This is a genomic window from Holdemania sp. (assembly GCF_986127675.1).
Map to the genome: position 1 here is coordinate 1 of NZ_CFQZWI010000054.1, position 19317 is coordinate 19317.

The window sequence follows — 19317 nt, forward strand, 5'->3', positions numbered from 1 at the left end:
ACTTCTCAAATAAGAGATAGTGTCTGACGGGTATCGCTTTCTCAAGCGTCCCTACGCTTATAGTATATTCCATTCCTGAGTTATTTCAAGAACTTTTTATTTATTTTCGCTGAGTTGTCGCTCGCAAAACAAAAGAGGTGAAAATCTTTTTCCCTTATTATCCAAAAAAACAAGTCCTCATCTGTGCCGCGGCCTACCAACACCGAATCGTTAACTCCATATCTTATAAGCAAAATTTCAGTATCGCAAAATTCTTCCTGTTGCCGCTGTGGAAGCCTGCCTCTCCATCAAGTTCTTTCATTGCGGCCATTGAAAAACCGCAGCGGATTTCGCTGCGGTTGCCTTCTTTCCTGATTGATGATTTGGGATAACCAAAGACCCGTAACTTAGATGAAATATTCAACAGGCTTCTTCGTCGACAGCTTGCCTTCGATAAAGTCACGTTTTACTGCGGTATCATACGAGCGCGCGTTATACTCGCAGACAAACGAACAGCGCATGCAGTTGATACACTTGGTCTCATCAATTTCCAATGTCTGCGGATCAATGGCTCCGGTCGAACAATTCGCCGCGCAGGCTCCGCACTGGATACAATTTTCCGCTTTGAATTCTTTCGGTGCTGCTGAGATTTCCTTCGCGAAATCAACTTCCGGCGTTCCTTCAATCGTGATCGCTTCAACAGTTCCGCTGTTCAGTTTATCCATAACCTTGCCCGCGAATTCAGCCATGATCTGATTGTCTTCAACATTTGGACGGCTGTGTCCCGCTTTGGCAACGCTGGCAAAGACATGCGGCGTTACCAAACCGATTGCGCCAACGACGACAAAACCCTGCTTGGAAACAATACTCGCAATGTTGGCATAGACGTTCTCCGCTGCGCGGTTTCCAAAGGCGCAGACGACGACGCACGGGGTGTTATCGCCCTTTAAGTTTGTAAACAAACCTTCGATCATCGGAATCTGTCCGCCATACGACGGCGCAGCGACGATCGCCAGATCCTCAGCCGCAAACGTCACTTCTTCTGTCCGGGATGCCGCGTTGGTCAAATCCGCAAACTCTACATCATCAGAGAACTTCGCCGCTAACATCGCCGCGGCATTCTTTGTTCCTTCTGTCGGCGAAAAAACCGCAACCTTTACATGTTTGGATTTCGGCGCTTCCTGCGGTGCCGGCGTGTTTTCCTCAGCGCAGCCGGCCAGTCCCATCAGCGCAGCCCCAGCCGTCAACGCAGCGGTTCCTTTAATAAAATTTCGACGTGATATTTCCTTCTTCATTTCTATTTCCTCCTCGTCTCTTCCATTGTATCAGGGTTTGTTCATTTTTCAACAATCAAACGATTATTTTTACAATCAATGAGTTATTTTATTTTGATCTTTGAGAATTATGCTATAATGACAGGCAAAGAGGACATGTCTATGAATGAACATAACGCTCTATTAAAGAAATCCCGGATGACCCGCTACTTTATCGACGCGGTCGTCTCACTGTCGGATGACATGCCGGTCGATGCGATCACGCTGCGCCAGGTCGCTGCCGCCGCCGGCTACAACAGCGCGACGCTTTACAACTATTTTCAAAATATGAACCAGCTGATCGCCTTCACGCTGATCGACCGAATGAGCCTGATCTGGATCGACGCTTCGAAGTTACAGGAACAGCTGAACGGCTCGCTCAATCACTACCTGGGCCAATGGCTCGCCCAATGCCGTGAATCTTTCCAGCATCCCCAGCTGTTTCTATATTTTTTCCAACTGGAAGAAAAAGCGCTGATTTACCAGCGAATTCCAGACTATTTTGCGGTCTTTCCAGAGATTCGCGAACAGCTCAGCGCCCCACTGTTGGCACAGACTGGAGAAACGGACTTTGCACGAAAGAATCAGAATATCCTGCTTCCCTGTGTAGAGGAAGGTTATTTCCTGTCGGCCGATGTGGAAAACCTGATCGCTGCAGCTGATATCCTGTTCGGCGGCATTCTCTTACAAATTCTGCGCCATCGCACAGATTCACAAGCGCCAGTTCACTACACTCAGATTTTTTTCCGTTTCCTGCATTCATTCACTGACGCTTATCGGCAAAAAGCAAGTCCGGAAAGTGACTGGTTGTACGAACAGATCGAACGCTGGGATCCTTCTTTCTCATTTCTTAATTCCTTTTTCATCTAACTTTAATCCTCTTATTTTCAAAGCTTTCTCTTGGGCATCACTCGTTTCGGGAGTTTTTTTCCTGCTTCTTCATTTCTTTCCTCCGCCGCCTTCCTTCTTTAAGGGAAAATGATGTTCTGTCTTTTCGCTGGTCTTGCTTTCACTCCACAATTAACGTTGTTGCAAAAAGTCCGCGGCTGATGGAAACCCTTCGCCAGATTCAACAGTTTTCAGTTTTGTTTGCGCCTGGCGTAAACAAAAAGGCATACGATCATGCCTTTTTATTCGGGGAGATTTATGAAAGAGCTGAATTTCTCGCTTTAATCCTTGGATGCGATGCTCCAATTTTTCGCAGGAATCCTCCATTATTTCATCTGATCCGCAAAGAAGTGGACAGTTGCCTCAACAACGGCATTCTGGACGTCCGAATCGTTGCCGAATTCCCCGGCCCCAAGCGAGTGCGTGCCGCGCGGCACATCCAGATGGGTTGTGATTTTAGTATTGACCGCCGCTTCAAAGATCGGATCCGTGATCGTCTTGGTTACGGTGTTATCCTGCCCGCCGGTGACCACCATCAAACTGCCGGTATAGGCGCTGAGATTGCCCATCGGTTTGGCTTGCGCGGACTGTTCTAAGAAGTCGTGCGCGACCGGAACCTCCTGATTCCAGATCCGGATAGTAGCAACGCCGCTGTCCGCGGATTCTTCGATCAGTTTTCTAATCGTTTCCTCATTCCCCATGCTTGTCAGCGACTTCAGCCCGTCGGCCGCCGCCGGCGCCCATAAGACGGTCGTTCCGACCTTTTCCTCGCTTAAATACAGCGAAGTCACGCGGCCGCCCATACTGTACCCCAGCATCCCGAGGCGGTCTTCGTCAATCTTGTAATTCGCACGGGCATACGCGAAAACGCTGGCGACGTCGTCGTGCATATTTTCCAGCGTGTAGGCCATAAAGTCTTCCTGACTTTCACCGCAGCCTGGGAAATCCAGCCGGAGACTGGCGATACCTTGTTCAGCCAGTCCTTTTGCGACATCGGTAAACGCTCCGCTTTCTTCCTTGCTGCCCTGAAATCCATGAGCGAAAACAACTAACGGATAACCCGCTTCCGGCATGTCCGCCGGCAAATCCAGAACAGCCTGAATTTTGATGCCGCGGGCGGAATCGATCTCAACCTTCTCGCTGGTCGGCATTTTCACTGTTTCCGGGAGCTTCTCCGGATCGGACGTTGGAGTTGAGTCCTGCGCGGGCGAAGAAGCGCAGCCGGCTAAGCTCAGGCACAGACTTGCCGCTAATAAGCCATAGCTCCAGGACTTCATAACTCTGCACCGTCCGTTTCGATGACATGCTGAAACCAGGCATAGCTGTCTTTTTTCACCAGCTTGCGCGTACCCTGACCATTATTGTCCACATCGACATAAATCAGGCCGTAGCGTTTTTCCATCTCGCAGCTGTTGCCGCTGACGATATCGAACGGCGACCACAGCGTATAAGCAAACAATTCCACTTCATCTTCTATCAGTTTCCGCATCTGCGCGATATGCTCGCGATGATAGGCAATGCGGTAATCGTCATGAATCTGACCTTCGCTGTCCAGCGTTTCTTCCACGCCGATGCCGTTTTCCGCGATCATCATCGGTACATGATAACGATCCCAATAGGAGCTCATCGCGATATACAGTCCAGTCGGATCAATCGTCCACCCCCATTGCGTTGCTTTCGTAAACGGATTGGCCACCTTCTTGCCGGAAGCATCGACGCAGTGTGAATAATAATATGCCACCGCCAGGAAATCCATCGTGTTTTCCTTGATCAGCTCCGCATCACCCGGCTCCATCCGAATTGTAATGTGATGTTCCTTAAAATAACGTTTGGCATATCCCGGATATTCCCCGCGCAGCTGCACGTCGGAATAGAAATAATCCTTCATCCGGTTCGCCTCTAACGCCTGCTCGCAAGCTTTCGGATCGCTGTTGAGCGGATAAGTCATCTGATCGGCAAGCATGACGCCGATCTGGATCTGCGGATCAATCGCCTTCGCTGCCCGGACTAACAGCGCATTCGCCACAAATTCGTGATGAACCGCCTGGTACTTCGCCGCCGTGAAATCCTCGTATTCGTCCATGATCATGCCTAACGAGCTGAATGATTCGCCGAAGATCAGGTTGATCTGGTTGACAGCGATCCAGTACGGAACTAAATCGTGGAACTGTTCAAAACAGGCCCGGGCATAATTCACATACATTTCGATCGTCTCACGGCCATACCAGCCCTGATGATGCTGGACGATCGCCAGCGGCATATCGTAGTGCGACAGCGTGACAATCGGCGTGATCCCGGCCTCATGCAAGGCTTCAAAAACCTGACGATAAAAGGCAAGGCCTGCCACGTTAGGCTGTGCATCATCGCCATTAGGGAAAATGCGCGCCCAGCTGATGCTCATGCGGAAGGCCTTAAAACCCGCCTGCTTCATCAGCTCAATGTATTCCGGATAGCGATGATAGAAATCAACCGCCTCATGCTTGGGATAATGATGAACAGGGTGATCGGAGAAAACATCCGCCACCCGTTCCGTCAAGGATTGCCGTGTATAATTGACGTTGCCGCCATGCGCGTCGTGCACCCGGCAGATCTGGATATCAGCGACATTAACGCCTTTGCCGCCTTCCTGCCAGCCGCCCTCCATCTGGACTGCCGCGCTGGCGCCGCCCCACAGAAAGGTTTCCGGAAACTTCGCCATCGTTAACCCTCCTTTTCCGTCAGCTTGCGCATGACGACTTCAAAAGTCAGAATCAAATCGGCAGTCAGCTCGATCTCGCTGTTGATCGTCATCAGCGTATCCTGAGCGTGATTAAATAACATGCTGTATTCATAGCGGATGCCGCGGGCTTCATTCTGGATGATTTCCGTCTGTGCCCGATGCGCTTCCGCAATTTCCTTTTTCGCCATTTCCAACAGCACGTGTGCTTCAGTGAAATTCATTTCCCGCATTGCTTCGCGGGCCTGCTTGGCATCGTTGCGGGCGTCGCCGGCGTGCAGGATGATTTCCATCGCGGCGCTGACCAGGGCTGGTTGTGTGTTTTGTTCGTTCATGCTTCTTCCTCTTCCTTCAACACTTTCATTTCGTGGGCTTTAAAGAAAGGATACCAAATAACCCAGGATACCGCAAACAGGACGACTTCCAGCAATATGACCCGGAAATCCCCATGTGTCGCCAAGAAGGAACAGATCGGCATCGGCAGCTGATTGACATTCATGACGGCGTGCGGGATGGTGACCAGCCCGGCCTTTAAGACGAACCAGACGATTGTCGGGATAACCAGCGAGTTGATCCACATCGGCAGCATCAGAATCGGATTCAGCGCGATTGGCGCACCGTAGACCAGCGGCTCATTGATATTGAACAGTGATGGGACCAGCGCTACCTGGCCGAAGCGCTTCAGGCGCTTGCTTTTGGAACGGCACATCATGACGTTCAGCGCCAGCTTCACACCCATGCCGCCGATAAAGATAACGCTGAAGGTGATATTGGAAGTATAGATATTGGCCGGCGCCAGCCCGTTGGCAAAGGCTTCCGCATTGGCGGTGATGCCGGCCAGCGCGATCGGTGTCGTGATCGGATTCATAAACCAGCTGTTGACGCCGAAGGAATAGAAGAACGCCGGAATGAAGATGCATAACAAGAAGCCCGGGAACGTCTGTCCAATCGCAATCAGCGGACTGAACAGCTGCGTGATCAGCGCGAACAAATCCAGATTCAGGCCATAGATCAAGGTCGTGGTCAGCACGAGTACGACAATGCCCGGGATGACCTGGTTCAGCCAGCGGACTAAGAAATCAGGAATCGCTTCCGAATCCTCAAACCAATGCAGCTTGAAGTAAAGATTACTGATCACAATCGTAACGATCCCCGCGAAGAACGCCGGAATCATACCGGTCCCGCCAAAGCGGCCGAAAGCCACCTGGAACTGGAAATTTTCGATTGACGGACGGATGATCATCATGAACATCATCAACGAGATCAAGCCTGTTGAAACGCCATATTCGCCGAAGCCATATTCCTTTGCGCCGTGATAGCCGACTAAGAAGACCAGCGTCAGCGACATAATGCCGAAGCTGAACGTGTATACCGGCGATAAATCCGGTAAGAACGGCAGATAACCGGCGATTAGATTGTAAATGGAAACTAACGATCCCAGCAACAGGATCGGAACGTTCGCCATCAGTGCGCTGGAGAGTGCCTTGATGATTTTTTTGTCCATAAACTTGGCGACTTTCGGGGCAAAATCGCTGCCCAGCCATTGAATCAACTTATCCATGATTGAATTCTCCCTTATTCTTCTTAATTGCTTCCATGCTTAATTCCATCAACCCTTTGCCATCCAGTCCGGCGTACATTTCTTTGGGAATGACGATCACCGGCACATGATACGGCTCGCACAGCTGCGTCATCTCCGCTTTCACATATTCCAGATGCGGACCTAACAGAAGCAGGTCGATCGCGTTCACATCATCCTGAACGCTGTTCTTATTTTTAGCTTCGATCTTGGCGACGACATTCATTTTCTTAGCGGCGATCCGCATTTGCTGAGCGAGGAATCCGCTCGACATGCCCGCGCCGCAGCACAGCAGAATTCTGATTTTATCCATCTTGATTTTCCCTTCCTTTTCGTATGAGAACCGGTTCTTACGCTCTCATTATTGTCGATAAAGGGATTCCTTTCCACTCGCTTTTTTCACCGCTGGTGTGAAAACTCCAACAATTTCATGCCTGCGGTGAATTTCATTGATTGAACCCGGCGGGAACTCATGCGTATAATAAAATCAACAAAGCGTCCGTGTTCAACTTAGATTTGTTCTCAAAACAGGCGGCTGCCGGATAAAAGCTCCGGTATTCAGGTCCTGCCGGGCAAGCAAACCGATACACGACAGCCATCCAAAAATACCGTAATTCTCATTTTATCCAATCGGAAGGAGGGAAACCGAATGGATCCAATCAAAGAGAAAATCATCCAGCAGCTGCAGAAGCAGCCGGAGCCGATAAGCTCGACCAGTCTGGCGGAGCAGCTTCATGTCAGCAGCCGGACGATCAAGAATCACATCAAGGGGATCAATCAGGAACAGCCCAATTTAATCCAGGCGACAGCGAAAGGGTACATCTTAAATAAACAAATGCCGCTGCCGGTTCCGGAAGAAACACCGGCGCAGTCCTATGAGGAGCGGTTTTCCTACATCACGCATCTGTTTTTTGTCGATCATGCGTCCTCGCTGAATCTTTACGATTTGTGCGATGAGCTGTATTTGAGCTATTCTTCGATGAAACAGCTGATTTCCAAAGTCAATCAACAATATGCTGCTTACGATTTGTCTTTAAAATGCAAGAACGATGCGATTTTTCTCATCGGCACTGAGCGCAACAAACGCCGCTTTCTGACGCAGACCTTATATAAGGAGGCCGCTGGACACTTTGTCGACGCCGCGATGCTGAAAACGCATTTCCCGGAAATTGATATCGCGTATCTGCAGACGACGATGCACGATATCTTCATGAAATATAATTGTTATATCAACGACTTCGGGTATACCAACCTGCTTTTACATATCACGGTTATTCTTGACCGGATCCTCAACGGCAATGCCTTCAGCGAAGCCGACGGCCGGCAGGAAACAGTCCATCCGATCTGTGAGGAATTGATCGCTACTTTTTCCACCCACTTCAGCGTACAATTTAATCCGCTGGAGCGGCAGAATATGAACGAGCTGATCACCGCAAACATCAATTTTATGCAGCGCAAAGATGATGAAACACTGAAAACAATCGTCGGACCGCAGATTTTCACGCTGACGCATGAGATTATCGACGAAATCAACCGCCGTTATCACCTGCAGCTGAACAAAGAAACTCTGTTAGTGCCATTATCTCTGCATTTCAAGAATCTGTTCTACCGTTCTCAGCAGCAGACCAGCCTGAAAAATCCATTATTGGAAACGATTCAATCCTCCTGTCCGCTGCTTTACGACTGCGCGATCTGCATTACGGATTATCTCGACGAACATTTCAACATTCAGATCAGTCCCGATGAAACGGCCTATCTGGCAATGCACATCGGCGCGGATCTGGAACGGCAGCAGAAGGACATCAAAAAGTTGAAATGCGCGCTGCTCTGCCCGGATTATCAGCAGAATCAGCAACAGATTTACAACTGTTTGTTAATCCATTTTGATTCAGATATCATCATTCCGACGGTTGTTTCGTTTGAGGAGGATCTGAAGGATAAAAGCTACGAGCTTCTGTTTACCACCGTGCCGGTCCACGCGAACCGGGGCTTTACGATCCTGCTTCCGCCGATGATCAGCGCGATGAATCTCAAAGAGATTTACAGTCAAATTCAGACTGTTCTGGACCGCAAAAAAATGCAGATCCTGACGGAATATTATCCGCAGTTTTTCTCACCTGCCTTATTTTATCTGGATAAACAAGCGGACAGCCGGCGCGATGACATCCTGAAAATCTTATGCCGGAAGCTGCATAATGAACACTTTGTTTCCTCTCACTTTCTGGATGAAGTGCTGAAGCGGGAGCAGGCAGCCTCCACTGCTTTCGGACAGATCGCAATTCCCCATTCGATGAAAATGGACTGTGAAAAAACCGGACTGGCCATCGCCATTTCTCCCGGCGGCATCCAATGGGGAGCACAGCGCGTGCATATCGTTTTATTGATCGCGATCAATGAGAAAGACTCGCACTTGTTTAAGGAACTCTACGAAGCGTTAATCCTGCTTTTCTCCGATCCGTCCATTCTTGAGGTCCTGCGCCAATGCAAGACCTTTGAGGAATTTACCAATGTCATCTTCAGCTTTACAATGTAATTTACTGTTTCAATAAAGCTTCAGGATTGGCATATCAACGATAAAAAGCCAGGAACATTCCAGTTCTTTCTGATTTCAGATCTCTTTCTTGTTGAAACGACGAAACTCCCGCATTTCTCAACCGGGGGTTTTTATATTTCCGAATCAGCGGCTTTAGAAAAACAGCATCTTCTGAATTTCCCCTAGCTCAAGCTTTTCTTGTTATCAGTCTCGTTCTTTATCTTTTAGCGGATTTTATAAACGAAAGGCTGCGGCGATGTGATCTGATTAGCAGCTGCCTTCCAATTTTCTCTATGCCTCGGCACTTTCAGCCCTTTTCACTTCAGTCCAATTTTTCCTTTTGCGATATTTCGCCTTCCTCGGGAATTGGGTGAAAACATGCTATAATGATTAAGAAACCACCGCAGGCTATACAGCCTGATTCTCTTAGCTAATTGAAGACCGCAACGGCTGAGCTTCCTTTGATGACCGGGAAACAGCAGTGCGGACAGGGAATCGCAAATGAAAGGGACGACATAAATATGAAAACAGAAAAACGGAAATCCGTTGAAGATTATCTCAGTTCATTCCCGGATAAACAGCGAAATCTGTTAAATCAGCTGCGGGCACTGATCAAAAAAACGATACCTCAGTGTGAGGAAAAGTTGTCCTGGGGTGCACCGACATATATGCTGGAAGGCCGTTATTGCCTACAATTTGCCGGGAATCAAAAGCACCTGGGTTTCTATACGAGTCCAACAACGATCAGACAGTTTCGGACTGATTTAACCGCCTATAAAACCAACGAAAAAAACACGTTGCAGCTGAGCTGGGATCAGCCGCTTCCTGAAGATTTACTGATCAAGATGATCCAGTTCCGCGCGGAAGAAGTCCGGCAGGAGGCTCTGAAATGAAGCTGAAAGCGGGCTGCCATGTTCCCTTTGCCGAACGTTTGCAGGAAGAATATAAAATCAATGGCGATCAAATTACAGCCAACGTCGGAACCGATAAGATCGAATCCGTAATGCAGCATTTCATCGCGGTCCACGAAGAACCCCTTTTCTTTATCCTGGAGCTGCCCACTCAGGCCAGAAATGAACAGGAAATCCGGCCGGGCGTCGTGGAAAAGCTGCATGTCGATGTGTATTATCTCGACGGCTGTTCGCAAGCTGCGGCGCTCGCCCTTTTAAAGCAAACGGGGCCGCTTTTGTTTGAAGACGGACTCTCGGCCTTTGGCTTTGGCGGTTTGCAGAGCGGCGATGAAATTTTGTTCAGCAAATATAACATAGTAACGATCTTCAGCCAGAATCTTCAAAGTTACGCCGAGTTCTTCGCAGCGCATCAAATGCGCGAAAATCCAAATCTGCTTACGGCCTGGGATCTCTTTGATCCGCAGCATCCCGGCGTCAGTAAAACCGTCACGGTTGAGGGGAAGGACATCTATTCCATCCCTGAGCAATTAAAAGATTGGGGACTGTATCTGGCTCAGCGCCGGGAAGAAAACTAAGCGGAATATTGATCACTCTAAAAGAAAAAGCAAGTAGAAATGAGGTCACTCTATGAAATACTTTTCGATGTTAATCAAACCGGCGTCCAGCTTATGCAACCTGCGCTGCCGTTATTGTTTTTACTGCGACGTCGCGGAAAACCGAAAGATTCCTTCCTACGGCGTGATGAGCGAAGAAACGATGAATATTCTGATCGACAAGACGCTGGGCTTCTTCCGTGAAGAAGCGACGATCACCTTCGCCTTTCAGGGTGGGGAACCCACTGTGGCGGGGCTGGACTATTTCCGCCGGTTTATCCGCCGGGTCAACCTGAAGAAGAAGAGCTACCACCAAATCCAATACGCGCTGCAAACCAACGCGACACTGCTCGATGACGAATGGGTCCGCTTTTTGAAACAGAATCGTTTTTTAGTCGGGGTATCGCTGGACGGCTACGCCGCGCATCACGATGCGATGCGCCCGGATGCCAAAGGTCAGGGAACGTTTGCCCGCATTCTGGAAAACATTGAAAAACTGCGTCAGGCAAAGATTGATTTCAACATTCTGACGGTATTAACCCGTCAGCTGGCGGAGCATCCGAAAGAATTATTTGATTTCTATCTGAAACAGCATCTCGATTATATCCAGCTCATTCCCTGTCTGCCGCCGCTGGAGGATCAGAACGATCCTTATTCCCTGACGCCGCAGACCTTCTTCCGGTTTTATGATGAATTTTTCCAGCTGTGGCTGGAAGAATTAAAACAAGATCACTACATCAGCGTGACCTTGTTTGATAATCTGATTCCGCTGTTCGACGGTGTCCCGCCGCAGCAATGCGGTTTTCTGGGCTTCTGCAGCATGCAGTTTGTCGTAGAGAGCGACGGCAGCGTCTATCCATGCGATTTCTATGTGCTGGACGAATACAAACTGGGCAATCTGCGGGATTGCAGCCTGGCGGATTTATCGAAATCAAAGATCCTGTCCGGCTTCCTGCAGGGGCCGCGTCGATCAACAAAGCTTTGCGAAACCTGCCGCTATGCACAAATCTGCCACGGTCAGTGCAAGCGCCTGAATATTTGTTACTTCGACGAGGAATTCTGTGGTTATCAGGCGTTCATTCAGAAACATGAAGCGATTCTGACACAGCTGGCGATGATCCTGCGCAGACAAGCGTAAACATAAAACGATCATCGTTTAAAGAAACAAAACAAAAAAGCATCGAATAATGGGAATGAAATAAATTTTGAGTCAGCTCTCCAGCTGACTTTTTAATTGACCTCCAAAAAACAGACGGTTTTCTCCGCCGTCTGCCCGCATTATTCCTGTTTTACCGGATGTCCAGCACGGCATTTGCGACCCAGCCCAGCTGACCGTTTCTTTTGCAGAACGACCGATCGGCAAAGGTTTGAATAACCGCCACTTCCTGCCCTTGACGCAAAGAGAGCCAACAGCTTGTGCTGTTAAAACAATGCGGCTTGCCGTCGATCATCCGCAGCGCACTTCGGGGGATTTCCAACAGCCGGTGAGTTCGTTGATGCCGCACGCGCAGAAATTCGCCAGCTTCCTTCAGCACTTCGATTTCACTTTCAAAATACCGCACGAATACCTGCTGATCCTTCGGCGTGCCCGCTTGATCGGCAACAACCCGCCGCCGCGGCAAACGATCCACGCTGACCGTCTGAAACTGCTGAAAGTCGCCGTTGTGAACGATCAGGGCATTCAGCTGACCATGCGCATGCATTCCGCATCCGCCGTCGATCGCCAGGATATTCCGATCTTTCAGAAAATGCACGCCGCAATTTCCCTGTCTGTCACTCAGCGCCACTGTCGGCATGTGGCCCACGATCACCGGGAACGGAAATCCCACGGCAGACTTCAACAAAAAATCATTATCTTTTAAAATCAGGCGCGGATCGTTATTTAACAAATGCTGAAGGTCCTGAATACTGGAATGCACCGCAGCATAACCCGGACCCGCAGCGATCAGCGGCAACTCTTGCAAAAACGCAAATTCCGCGGCATACGCGCCCGTCAAGCGCTGACGCAGAGCCTGAAAATCGGTCTTTTCATCCATTGTCATGCCCTGTTTTCGAGCCATCTCGCTGATCAGCGACCGCCGCGTCCGCAGATAACTCAACTTCATCGGCAGCGGTATTTTATCTTCCAGCAGTTGTTCCGCTTCATCATTATTTCCCTTTAACACGATAACCCGTTCGTTGCGGGCCAGTGTCATCACCAGCCGCAGCGTTTCCAGACTGGCGCTGCCTTTCTCAATCAGATCCCCCAACAGAAACAGGAAATCTTTCCCCGGAACATAGTCAGCCTTTTTCAACAAAGCTTCCAGCAAGTCTTTTTCACCATGGATATCCGAAATGAAAAGCGCCCGATGGGAATGAAGATCCTGAATTCGAAGCTGTGAACGATCCAGCATCAGCCGCGGACTCCGCTGTGTTTCAGCCAGGTTCCCCGCTGATAATAAAGAAACAACGTCACGGCAGACAATGTCCAGGTCAGCGGATAGCTCCAGAACACGACGACGATCGAATTGACAAACATCATCGCCACCGCCAGGAATATCTGCCGGATGATGCAGTAATAGAAGACGTTGACCAGCATCGGCACAGTCGTATTGCCCGTTCCGCGCACCGCGCCGGTCAGCACCTGCGCCACATTGAGAATCGAATAGAACGGCACCAGTGTGCGCATCATCCACGATCCATAATAAATCACGTCCGCTTCCTGTGAGAACATCCGAATGCACAGATCCGAGAACAGATAGGCCGGAATTCCAATCGCGATGACAATGCCGATTCCCATAAAGATACAGGTGGTAATGCCCTTTTTAACCCGTTCAATCTGATTCGCACCCATGTTCTGTCCGACAAACGTCGTGATTGCCAGCATGAAGCTGTTGACCGGCAGACCGAGGAAATTATCAAACTTGTTCGCCGAGCTGAAACCGGCGATCGCTGCCGAGCCAAACCGGTTGACATATGACATAACGAGCACGTTGGAGAAGGAAACGATCATCTGCTGCAGACCGCTGGGAATTCCCAGCCGCACAATTTGCATCAGCATCGGCTTGTCAATCCGGATTTTCTTCGGGATGATCTGGTAGCTTTCCTTTGACCGCAGCAGCGTGACCGCCACCAGAATGCAGGACACCGTCTGCGCGATCAGCGTCGCCCAGGCCACCCCGGCCACGCCCATGTTCAGCTGGATGACAAACACCAGGTCCAGAATGATATTCAGCACGCTGGCAATCGTCAGAAAGCACAGCGGCCGGCGCGAATCGCCGACAGCCTGCAGGATGCCGGCCCCGGAGTTATACAACATCGTCGGGATGATCCCCAGAAAATAAATCCGCAGATACAGCACCGCCATCTCCATGATATCCGCCGGCGTCCCCATCCATTGCAGAAACAGCGGCGTCAGCGTAATCCCGGCCACCATCATCAGCACGCCGAACAAAAATGTAAACGCCACAAACGTATGCACCGCAATATGCAGCTCTTCCAGCTTCCGCGCGCCGAAGAACCGCGAAACCAGAACACCCGCGCCGGCGGCGACGCCCATAAAAAATCCGATCAACATGTTGATCAGCGGCGTGCTCGCACCGACGGCAGCCAGCGCCTGATGCCCGACAAAGTTGCCGACGACAATCGAGTCGACCGTGTTGTAGAGCAGCTGGAATAAATTTCCCAGCAATAACGGAATTGAGAATAATAAAAGTTCTTTCCAGATCACGCCGGAAGTCATGAGTCCACGTTGTTTCGATGCCATGCCTTTCCCCCTTGTTTGCTTTTCTATTTATTAAGAGTAATTATAATCCACTTTGTGAAAATTGTTAATCCTTCCCGGCCATTTCCATTCCCGGCGCAGGCCAGCGCAACGTCACGAATCCGCCCCGTTTCGTCGTTGTTCTTAACCACAGCGAAAGATCCGCTTCCTTGATCTGACTTTCGTCAAAAAAGGTGACCACGCCGGTTTGCGGGTCCAGTGCACTGATCATCACCCAGTGCCAGTCGTCGATCCGCTTTTCCTCCCCCGCGCACAGGTTGAGGAACGCCGCCGGTTCATCCCGCTTCAGGGCTTCCTCCAGAAACTGGCTGACCGTCGTCCACTGCGGTCTTTGGGCCGGATCCTCCGCGACCTCCAGCGCCTGAACTTTAAAGTTTTCTTTGACTTCAGCACGGTACTTCTCCAATCCTTCGGTAAACATCGAGACCCGGTTTACCCCGCCATGACCGGGCGTGATATAATTCCACAGCTCATTCATCTGATCCAGTAAATTCTGCCGGCTGGATAACAGCGGCTGCCTGTGCATCAACCGCTGTTTCTGTTTTTGATAAAAGAGGAGCGAAGCCGCAGCCGTTGGTCCGCAGCCTGCTTTGCGCTGCCACAAATCACCATACCATTCCTGATTCGCGCCCCAACTCACCTGACCGCTGGCAGGATCCACCAAACACATCGCTTCCGGAAATAAAATCGCCGTCATCCTTACCGCCCCTTTCGCCCTGCATCCGCTTTTCAATACCCCTTATCATAGTCCTAACGGGCAGGAAAAGCAAACTTCTTATACCGGTAAAAATTCCGTTTTCCCCCATAAAATCGCAGCGGTCATAAATAAAACGCCGGATTTCTCCTGTTTCAAAATCTCTGCGTTTCCTTTGCTTCCCATCCCCTCTGGAAATGGTATAATAAGGCTATAAAATGATTTGTTTTCGTTTAATCTTTACGTTCGTTCAAACGTGCAGCGTGTCAGAATAAAACTATTCCACCTTAATTTTAAAATTGTTGCTTCTGTTTCTCTCCATAAAATCCTCATGGAGAAACTGACCAGCCTTAATCATCAGATTCTTCCAGTAACTCCTGTTTCCAAGTTTTCGGATGCCTCAGTTTAACAGGCAAAGACGAGATCCCTTTCATCCAATACAAAGAAAGGAAGGATTAAGATGAAGATCAAGAATTCAGCTTTTACCCTGCTTGCCGCCGCAGGGCTGTCTGCGCTGATGTTGGCGCTCAATCAACACCGCAAAGCTTTGCTTCTGTTTAATCCAAAGGCCGTGATCGGGGCCTATTTCTGTTTTGGATTGCTTTGCGGGCTTGTTTTTCACCGCAAAGATTTCCGCAATATTTCCGGGGCTTCTCTGATCGCCGCCCTGATCGCCGGGCTGATCCTGACTTTCCTGATTTCATTAACAGGCCCGCGGTTTATCGCCTTCCACCTGTTCCTGATCAGTGACGCCTCGATGGTCCTTAGCGGCTGGGGATTGGTCGAAATCCTGTTTTCCGGGGAATGACTCTATCTTTTAAAATCGGAATCTGCTATAATCCAGATAAGTTAACATATTAAGTTAAGGAGTGAAGAGAAATGGAATACAAGGTCGCCAAGTATTTCCAAATCGAACAGGATATCATCGCCGCCATCAAATCCGGCCAGCTGAAACCGGGCGATAAGGTCGACAGTGAATCCGTGCTGAAAAAAAAATATAATGTCTCGACGATCACGGTCCGCAAGGCATTTACCGATTTGATCAACGAGGGTTATCTCACCGGTATTCAAGGGTTGGGCACCTTTGTCGCCAAGAAGCAGATGATCCGCGGACTGACTTCGCTCAGTTTCAGCGACGAACTGCTTCAGCAGGGATACCAGATTGACATGCATGTGGATAAAATCGAACTGATCACCAACGCTCAGATTGCTGAGAAACTAACGATTGATCCCGATCAGCCGATCGTCTGCGTCCGGCGAATCCGCCTGGCTAACGACGAGCCGATCGCCTATCAAAGTTCGTTTGTCGACAGCCGTCTGCTTTCGCTGGAACAGGCACAGACTGTCTACGAAACCAGATCCTTCTATAAAACGCTGGCTCAGGTCAATGTCACGCCGGTCTGGGTAAATGAAAATTACTCAGTGCGCGAGATCGGCAACACCGAGATCGCCCGGCTCATGAACATCCGCAAGAATGCCGCGACGTTCTTCGTTAAGCGGCTGACCTTTGATCAGCGCGATGAAATCATCGAATATGCGGAAACGTATTTCAACAAAGATTGGTATTCCGTCACCGTCAATATCAAAATGTAGAGGACATTCTTCGACAGAATGTTCTTTTTTTGACTGAAAGGGCTTGCATATTGCGAGGCTGCACCGTATAATGAAATCAGTTAATATGTTAACATATCAATATTATAAGATAATTGAGATTGTTCGTTAATATACTGACTGAGGAGGAATGAAGATCTATGGAAATTCAGAATTATAACCAGTGCTATGAACAGGCGGTTGTTGATCTGTGGAACGCCTGTCTGCCCTGCGATCCGCTGACCTTACAGAAATTCCGCAAGCAGGCGCTGCTGGACGACAACTTCGATCCATCGCTGTGCTATGTGGCGATGGCGGATGAGAAAGTCGTCGGCTTCCTGTTGGCCACCCGCCGCAAGTTTCCTTATCTGGAACGGGGAACGGAGCCGGACCGGGGCTGGATCAACGTCTTATTCGTCGAAGCCGGACATCGCCGTCAGGGAATCGGCCGGGCTTTAGTCGAAAGAGCCGAAGCCGACATGAAGGCGCGCGGCGCTAAAAACGTCACGGTCGCCGCGTACAGCCCGAATTATTTCTTCCCAGGCATCGACAAGCAGAACTATCCGGAATCGGCCGCCTTCTTTGATGCAATGGGCTATCAAAGCGGCGAGGAAAGTTACTCGATGTGCAAGGATCTGCATGGTTACCAGCTCGATGAAGCGGCGCTGGCCCGCAAGGCGAAAGCCGAAGCCGCTGGTTTCCGGTTCATTCCGTTCAGCTGGAAATATTGCGTCGACCTGCTTGAATTTGCCAAGGTGGAATTCGGCGGCGGCTGGAAGCGCAACCTGCTGATCAGTATGCAGAACAATCTGGCGGAAGACAACGTGCTGCTGTGCGTTGATCAAAACGATCAGCTCGCCGGCTTCTGCATGCGTCAGATCGACGGCAATCCGATGCGGTTCGGTCCGATCGGCGTCATGGCCAGCCAACGCAACTGGGGCTTAGGCAGTATTCTGCTCGATCTGATGCAGCTGGAAATGGAGAAGCGCGGTATCTATCACATGTATTTCGTCTCCACCGACGCACCGGGACGCCGTTTCTACGAGCGTCATGGAATCACCGTTTTCCGCACCTTCACCGATTACCGCAAGAATTTGGATTAACCGAAATCCGCACAAAAAGCATGCTCTATTAAAGAAAGGAAGAACACATTATGACATCAATCCAACGCGTCGTCAGCATCGGCGCACATTCGCTGGACGCCGAGCTGATGGGCGGACCGCTGATCCTCAAATATGCCCGGCAAGGCGCGCACTGCACGCTGATCCACGTCACTCAGGGAAGGCTGGAAGATCCGGCCGCGACGGAGGAAGCGAAGCAGCAGTATCTCAAAGATCTCTTGACCATGAATCAGAAAGCTGCGGAAAAGCTGGGCGCCGACACGATCTGGCTTGGCTACGTTTCCAGCAATATGCCTTCGCTGGAGGACTTCGCTCAGCGGATGGAGCAGTATTTCGTCGATGAGAAAGTCGACCTGGTCATCACCCATTGGCGCGGTTCAATGCATCCGCGGCACATCAACACTCACGACGCCGTCGTCACCGCCGTCAAGCGGCTGCGTGAAAAAGGCAATCCGATCCGCCTGGTCTACGGCGAAACGTTTGAGGATCTCGTCGGCTTCCTTCCGCAGGCCTACTTCACGCTGAATCCAGAGGAAGTGACCCAGTGGTACGACGCAATGAAGGAATACGCCGTCTTCCGCGGCGAGGTCAACGACTTTCCTTACCAGCAGTATTATCCGACAATCGGCAAAGTCCGCCAGATCGAATCCAACAACAGCGGCTATACCGTCGCGTATATGTACGCCAGTCTGATCGAACCGCAGCTGTGGTAAAAAGAGAGGAGAAATAACCATGGGTAAAATTGTAGTCCGCGTCGATGACCGGCTGATTCACGGCCAGACCATCGTCGCCTGGTGTCCGACCTTGGCGATCCAGGAAATCATTGCGATCGACGATGAAAGCGCCAAAAATCCAATGCTGAAATCGATCATGACGATGAGCGTGCCGCCGCTTTATAAAACGCACATTGTCACCACGGAGGAAGCCCGCAGCCTGTTAAGCCAGGACAGCGGCACCAACCGGCTGGTCATCGTGCGCTTCCCAAAGCAGCTGGAAGAACTGGAAGACACCGTTCTGAAAGCTGACTTCGTGATGCTGGGCAACATTGCCAAACGTCCGGATTCCGTGCATAAGGTTTCCGGTGCGACCGGCATCTTCTATCTCAGCCAGCAGGACGTGGAAGTGATCGACGCCTTGAGCGCCAAAGGCGCAGACGTCTGCTTCCAACAGCTGCCGAACACTACCCGGACAAGCTGGGACGCTTTCCGCAAAACGATTGAATAGAAAGTCAGAGGGGTAATTATGTCAATCATTCAAATCATCCTGATCGCAATCTTTGTGTATCTGGGATCCATCGGTTCTATCGTCGGCAACACTATCGGCTGGTACACTTTAGGCCGTCCGTTAGTCGCGGCGCTGGTCGTCGGCGTCATTTTAGGGGATATTCAGACCGCCATGGTCGTCGGAATTCCGTTACAGATCATGTATATGGGCAACGTCACGCCGGGCGGCGCGGTTGCCTGGGACTTATCGTATGCCACCTACATCGGCGTCGCTGCGGCGATCGTCTTCGGTCAGGGGATGGACGCGACCGGAACGATCGGTCTGGCTGTGGTCTTCGCCGGGATCGGCGGACTGGTCGGCCAGGTCATGTGGAATTTGTCGTATGAGATCGGAAGAGCACACGTCTGAACTCC

Annotated in this window: 20 protein-coding genes; 11 read left to right on the forward strand and 9 right to left on the reverse strand. The window is 50.3% G+C overall.

Features of this window, described 5'->3' with window-relative positions; translation table 11 throughout:
• Nucleotides 1-386: 386 nt before the first annotated feature.
• Nucleotides 387-1274: a 4Fe-4S binding protein gene (locus AC5OW4_RS09225; protein ID WP_195395770.1), complete on the reverse strand. Its 888-nt coding sequence runs from the start codon at nt 1272-1274 to the stop codon at nt 387-389.
• A 141-nt stretch (nt 1275-1415) separates the two neighbouring features.
• On the opposite strand from AC5OW4_RS09225, the gene AC5OW4_RS09230 reads away from it, so the two are divergent.
• The gene (locus AC5OW4_RS09230) at nt 1416-2162 is read left to right on the forward strand and encodes a TetR/AcrR family transcriptional regulator (protein ID WP_195548229.1); all 747 of its coding nucleotides are present in this window, start codon (nt 1416-1418) and stop codon (nt 2160-2162) included.
• A gap of 344 nt (nt 2163-2506) precedes the next feature.
• Here AC5OW4_RS09230 and AC5OW4_RS09235 read toward each other — a convergent pair whose 3' ends face one another.
• The 5 genes from AC5OW4_RS09235 to AC5OW4_RS09255 are packed head-to-tail and all read right to left on the reverse strand — an operon-like array spanning nt 2507 to nt 6788.
• On the reverse strand, nt 2507-3457 hold the full coding sequence (locus AC5OW4_RS09235) for an alpha/beta hydrolase family protein (protein ID WP_195395772.1): 951 nt from the start codon (nt 3455-3457) through the stop codon (nt 2507-2509).
• Entirely contained in the window at nt 3454-4878 is a 1425-nt protein-coding gene (locus AC5OW4_RS09240; protein ID WP_195395773.1) for a glycoside hydrolase family 1 protein, read from the reverse strand. The genes AC5OW4_RS09235 and AC5OW4_RS09240 overlap by 4 nt, the downstream gene beginning before the upstream one ends.
• Nucleotides 4879-4880: 2 nt before the next feature.
• Nucleotides 4881-5231 (reverse strand): PTS lactose/cellobiose transporter subunit IIA, encoded by a 351-nt coding sequence (locus tag AC5OW4_RS09245; protein WP_195395774.1) that lies wholly within the window; start codon nt 5229-5231, stop codon nt 4881-4883.
• Nucleotides 5228-6457: a PTS sugar transporter subunit IIC gene (locus AC5OW4_RS09250; RefSeq protein ID WP_195548230.1), complete on the reverse strand. Its 1230-nt coding sequence runs from the start codon at nt 6455-6457 to the stop codon at nt 5228-5230. The genes AC5OW4_RS09245 and AC5OW4_RS09250 overlap by 4 nt, the downstream gene beginning before the upstream one ends.
• A complete protein-coding gene (locus AC5OW4_RS09255) occupies nt 6450-6788 on the reverse strand; it encodes a PTS sugar transporter subunit IIB (protein WP_006057274.1) in 339 nt (112 codons plus the stop codon). Before AC5OW4_RS09255 ends, AC5OW4_RS09250 begins: the two co-directional genes overlap by 8 nt.
• Before the next feature lie 336 nt (nt 6789-7124).
• Here AC5OW4_RS09255 and AC5OW4_RS09260 point away from each other — a divergent pair, with 336 nt between their 5' ends.
• The 4 genes from AC5OW4_RS09260 (at nt 7125) to AC5OW4_RS09275 (ending at nt 11650) form a co-directional block, all read left to right on the forward strand.
• Complete coding sequence (locus tag AC5OW4_RS09260; RefSeq protein ID WP_195395775.1) at nt 7125-9008, forward strand: BglG family transcription antiterminator; 1884 nt, start codon at nt 7125-7127, stop codon at nt 9006-9008.
• 521 nt (nt 9009-9529) lie between these two features.
• On the forward strand, nt 9530-9901 hold the full coding sequence (locus AC5OW4_RS09265; RefSeq protein WP_229056756.1) for an iron chaperone: 372 nt from the start codon (nt 9530-9532) through the stop codon (nt 9899-9901).
• Entirely contained in the window at nt 9898-10494 is a 597-nt protein-coding gene (locus AC5OW4_RS09270; protein WP_195395776.1) for a hypothetical protein, read from the forward strand. Before AC5OW4_RS09265 ends, AC5OW4_RS09270 begins: the two co-directional genes overlap by 4 nt.
• Nucleotides 10495-10546: 52 nt before the next feature.
• Nucleotides 10547-11650, forward strand: coding sequence for a radical SAM/SPASM domain-containing protein (locus tag AC5OW4_RS09275; RefSeq protein WP_195395777.1), 1104 nt, complete (start codon nt 10547-10549; stop codon nt 11648-11650).
• Nucleotides 11651-11801: 151 nt separating this feature from the next.
• Here AC5OW4_RS09275 and AC5OW4_RS09280 read toward each other — a convergent pair whose 3' ends face one another.
• From AC5OW4_RS09280 to AC5OW4_RS09290, 3 genes are all read right to left on the reverse strand, one after another.
• A complete protein-coding gene (locus tag AC5OW4_RS09280) occupies nt 11802-12905 on the reverse strand; it encodes a metallophosphoesterase (protein WP_195548231.1) in 1104 nt (367 codons plus the stop codon).
• Entirely contained in the window at nt 12905-14257 is a 1353-nt protein-coding gene (locus AC5OW4_RS09285) for an MATE family efflux transporter (protein ID WP_195548232.1), read from the reverse strand. The genes AC5OW4_RS09280 and AC5OW4_RS09285 overlap by 1 nt, the downstream gene beginning before the upstream one ends.
• Before the next feature lie 64 nt (nt 14258-14321).
• Nucleotides 14322-14972, reverse strand: coding sequence for a hypothetical protein (locus tag AC5OW4_RS09290; protein WP_195395778.1), 651 nt, complete (start codon nt 14970-14972; stop codon nt 14322-14324).
• A 457-nt stretch (nt 14973-15429) separates the two neighbouring features.
• Here AC5OW4_RS09290 and AC5OW4_RS09295 point away from each other — a divergent pair, with 457 nt between their 5' ends.
• The 6 genes from AC5OW4_RS09295 to AC5OW4_RS09320 all read left to right on the forward strand — a co-directional run bounded on the left by AC5OW4_RS09295 (nt 15430) and on the right by AC5OW4_RS09320 (nt 19312).
• Nucleotides 15430-15777, forward strand: a complete 348-nt coding sequence (locus AC5OW4_RS09295; RefSeq protein WP_195395779.1) for a hypothetical protein — start codon at nt 15430-15432, stop codon at nt 15775-15777.
• Between the two features lie 71 nt (nt 15778-15848).
• Complete coding sequence (locus AC5OW4_RS09300; protein WP_072683049.1) at nt 15849-16562, forward strand: GntR family transcriptional regulator; 714 nt, start codon at nt 15849-15851, stop codon at nt 16560-16562.
• A 158-nt stretch (nt 16563-16720) separates the two neighbouring features.
• Entirely contained in the window at nt 16721-17662 is a 942-nt protein-coding gene (locus AC5OW4_RS09305; RefSeq protein ID WP_072683048.1) for a GNAT family N-acetyltransferase, read from the forward strand.
• Between the two features lie 50 nt (nt 17663-17712).
• On the forward strand, nt 17713-18393 hold the full coding sequence (locus AC5OW4_RS09310; protein WP_072683047.1) for a PIG-L deacetylase family protein: 681 nt from the start codon (nt 17713-17715) through the stop codon (nt 18391-18393).
• A gap of 19 nt (nt 18394-18412) precedes the next feature.
• The gene (locus AC5OW4_RS09315; RefSeq protein ID WP_072683046.1) at nt 18413-18904 is read left to right on the forward strand and encodes a PTS sugar transporter subunit IIB; all 492 of its coding nucleotides are present in this window, start codon (nt 18413-18415) and stop codon (nt 18902-18904) included.
• An 18-nt stretch (nt 18905-18922) separates the two neighbouring features.
• Nucleotides 18923-19312 (forward strand): PTS sugar transporter subunit IIC, encoded by a 390-nt coding sequence (locus tag AC5OW4_RS09320; protein ID WP_493676900.1) that lies wholly within the window; start codon nt 18923-18925, stop codon nt 19310-19312.
• Nucleotides 19313-19317: the final 5 nt, after the last annotated feature.

Coding starts and splice junctions, on each gene's coding strand:
- AC5OW4_RS09225 (WP_195395770.1), bottom strand. CDS start 1,274: ATGAAGAAGGAAATATCACGTCGAAATTTTATTAAAGGAACCGCTGCG.
- AC5OW4_RS09230 (WP_195548229.1), top strand. CDS start 1,416: ATGAATGAACATAACGCTCTATTAAAGAAATCCCGGATGACCCGCTAC.
- AC5OW4_RS09235 (WP_195395772.1), bottom strand. CDS start 3,457: ATGAAGTCCTGGAGCTATGGCTTATTAGCGGCAAGTCTGTGCCTGAGC.
- AC5OW4_RS09240 (WP_195395773.1), bottom strand. CDS start 4,878: ATGGCGAAGTTTCCGGAAACCTTTCTGTGGGGCGGCGCCAGCGCGGCA.
- AC5OW4_RS09245 (WP_195395774.1), bottom strand. CDS start 5,231: ATGAACGAACAAAACACACAACCAGCCCTGGTCAGCGCCGCGATGGAA.
- AC5OW4_RS09250 (WP_195548230.1), bottom strand. CDS start 6,457: ATGGATAAGTTGATTCAATGGCTGGGCAGCGATTTTGCCCCGAAAGTC.
- AC5OW4_RS09255 (WP_006057274.1), bottom strand. CDS start 6,788: ATGGATAAAATCAGAATTCTGCTGTGCTGCGGCGCGGGCATGTCGAGC.
- AC5OW4_RS09260 (WP_195395775.1), top strand. CDS start 7,125: ATGGATCCAATCAAAGAGAAAATCATCCAGCAGCTGCAGAAGCAGCCG.
- AC5OW4_RS09265 (WP_229056756.1), top strand. CDS start 9,530: ATGAAAACAGAAAAACGGAAATCCGTTGAAGATTATCTCAGTTCATTC.
- AC5OW4_RS09270 (WP_195395776.1), top strand. CDS start 9,898: ATGAAGCTGAAAGCGGGCTGCCATGTTCCCTTTGCCGAACGTTTGCAG.
- AC5OW4_RS09275 (WP_195395777.1), top strand. CDS start 10,547: ATGAAATACTTTTCGATGTTAATCAAACCGGCGTCCAGCTTATGCAAC.
- AC5OW4_RS09280 (WP_195548231.1), bottom strand. CDS start 12,905: ATGCTGGATCGTTCACAGCTTCGAATTCAGGATCTTCATTCCCATCGG.
- AC5OW4_RS09285 (WP_195548232.1), bottom strand. CDS start 14,257: ATGGCATCGAAACAACGTGGACTCATGACTTCCGGCGTGATCTGGAAA.
- AC5OW4_RS09290 (WP_195395778.1), bottom strand. CDS start 14,972: ATGACGGCGATTTTATTTCCGGAAGCGATGTGTTTGGTGGATCCTGCC.
- AC5OW4_RS09295 (WP_195395779.1), top strand. CDS start 15,430: ATGAAGATCAAGAATTCAGCTTTTACCCTGCTTGCCGCCGCAGGGCTG.
- AC5OW4_RS09300 (WP_072683049.1), top strand. CDS start 15,849: ATGGAATACAAGGTCGCCAAGTATTTCCAAATCGAACAGGATATCATC.
- AC5OW4_RS09305 (WP_072683048.1), top strand. CDS start 16,721: ATGGAAATTCAGAATTATAACCAGTGCTATGAACAGGCGGTTGTTGAT.
- AC5OW4_RS09310 (WP_072683047.1), top strand. CDS start 17,713: ATGACATCAATCCAACGCGTCGTCAGCATCGGCGCACATTCGCTGGAC.
- AC5OW4_RS09315 (WP_072683046.1), top strand. CDS start 18,413: ATGGGTAAAATTGTAGTCCGCGTCGATGACCGGCTGATTCACGGCCAG.
- AC5OW4_RS09320 (WP_493676900.1), top strand. CDS start 18,923: ATGTCAATCATTCAAATCATCCTGATCGCAATCTTTGTGTATCTGGGA.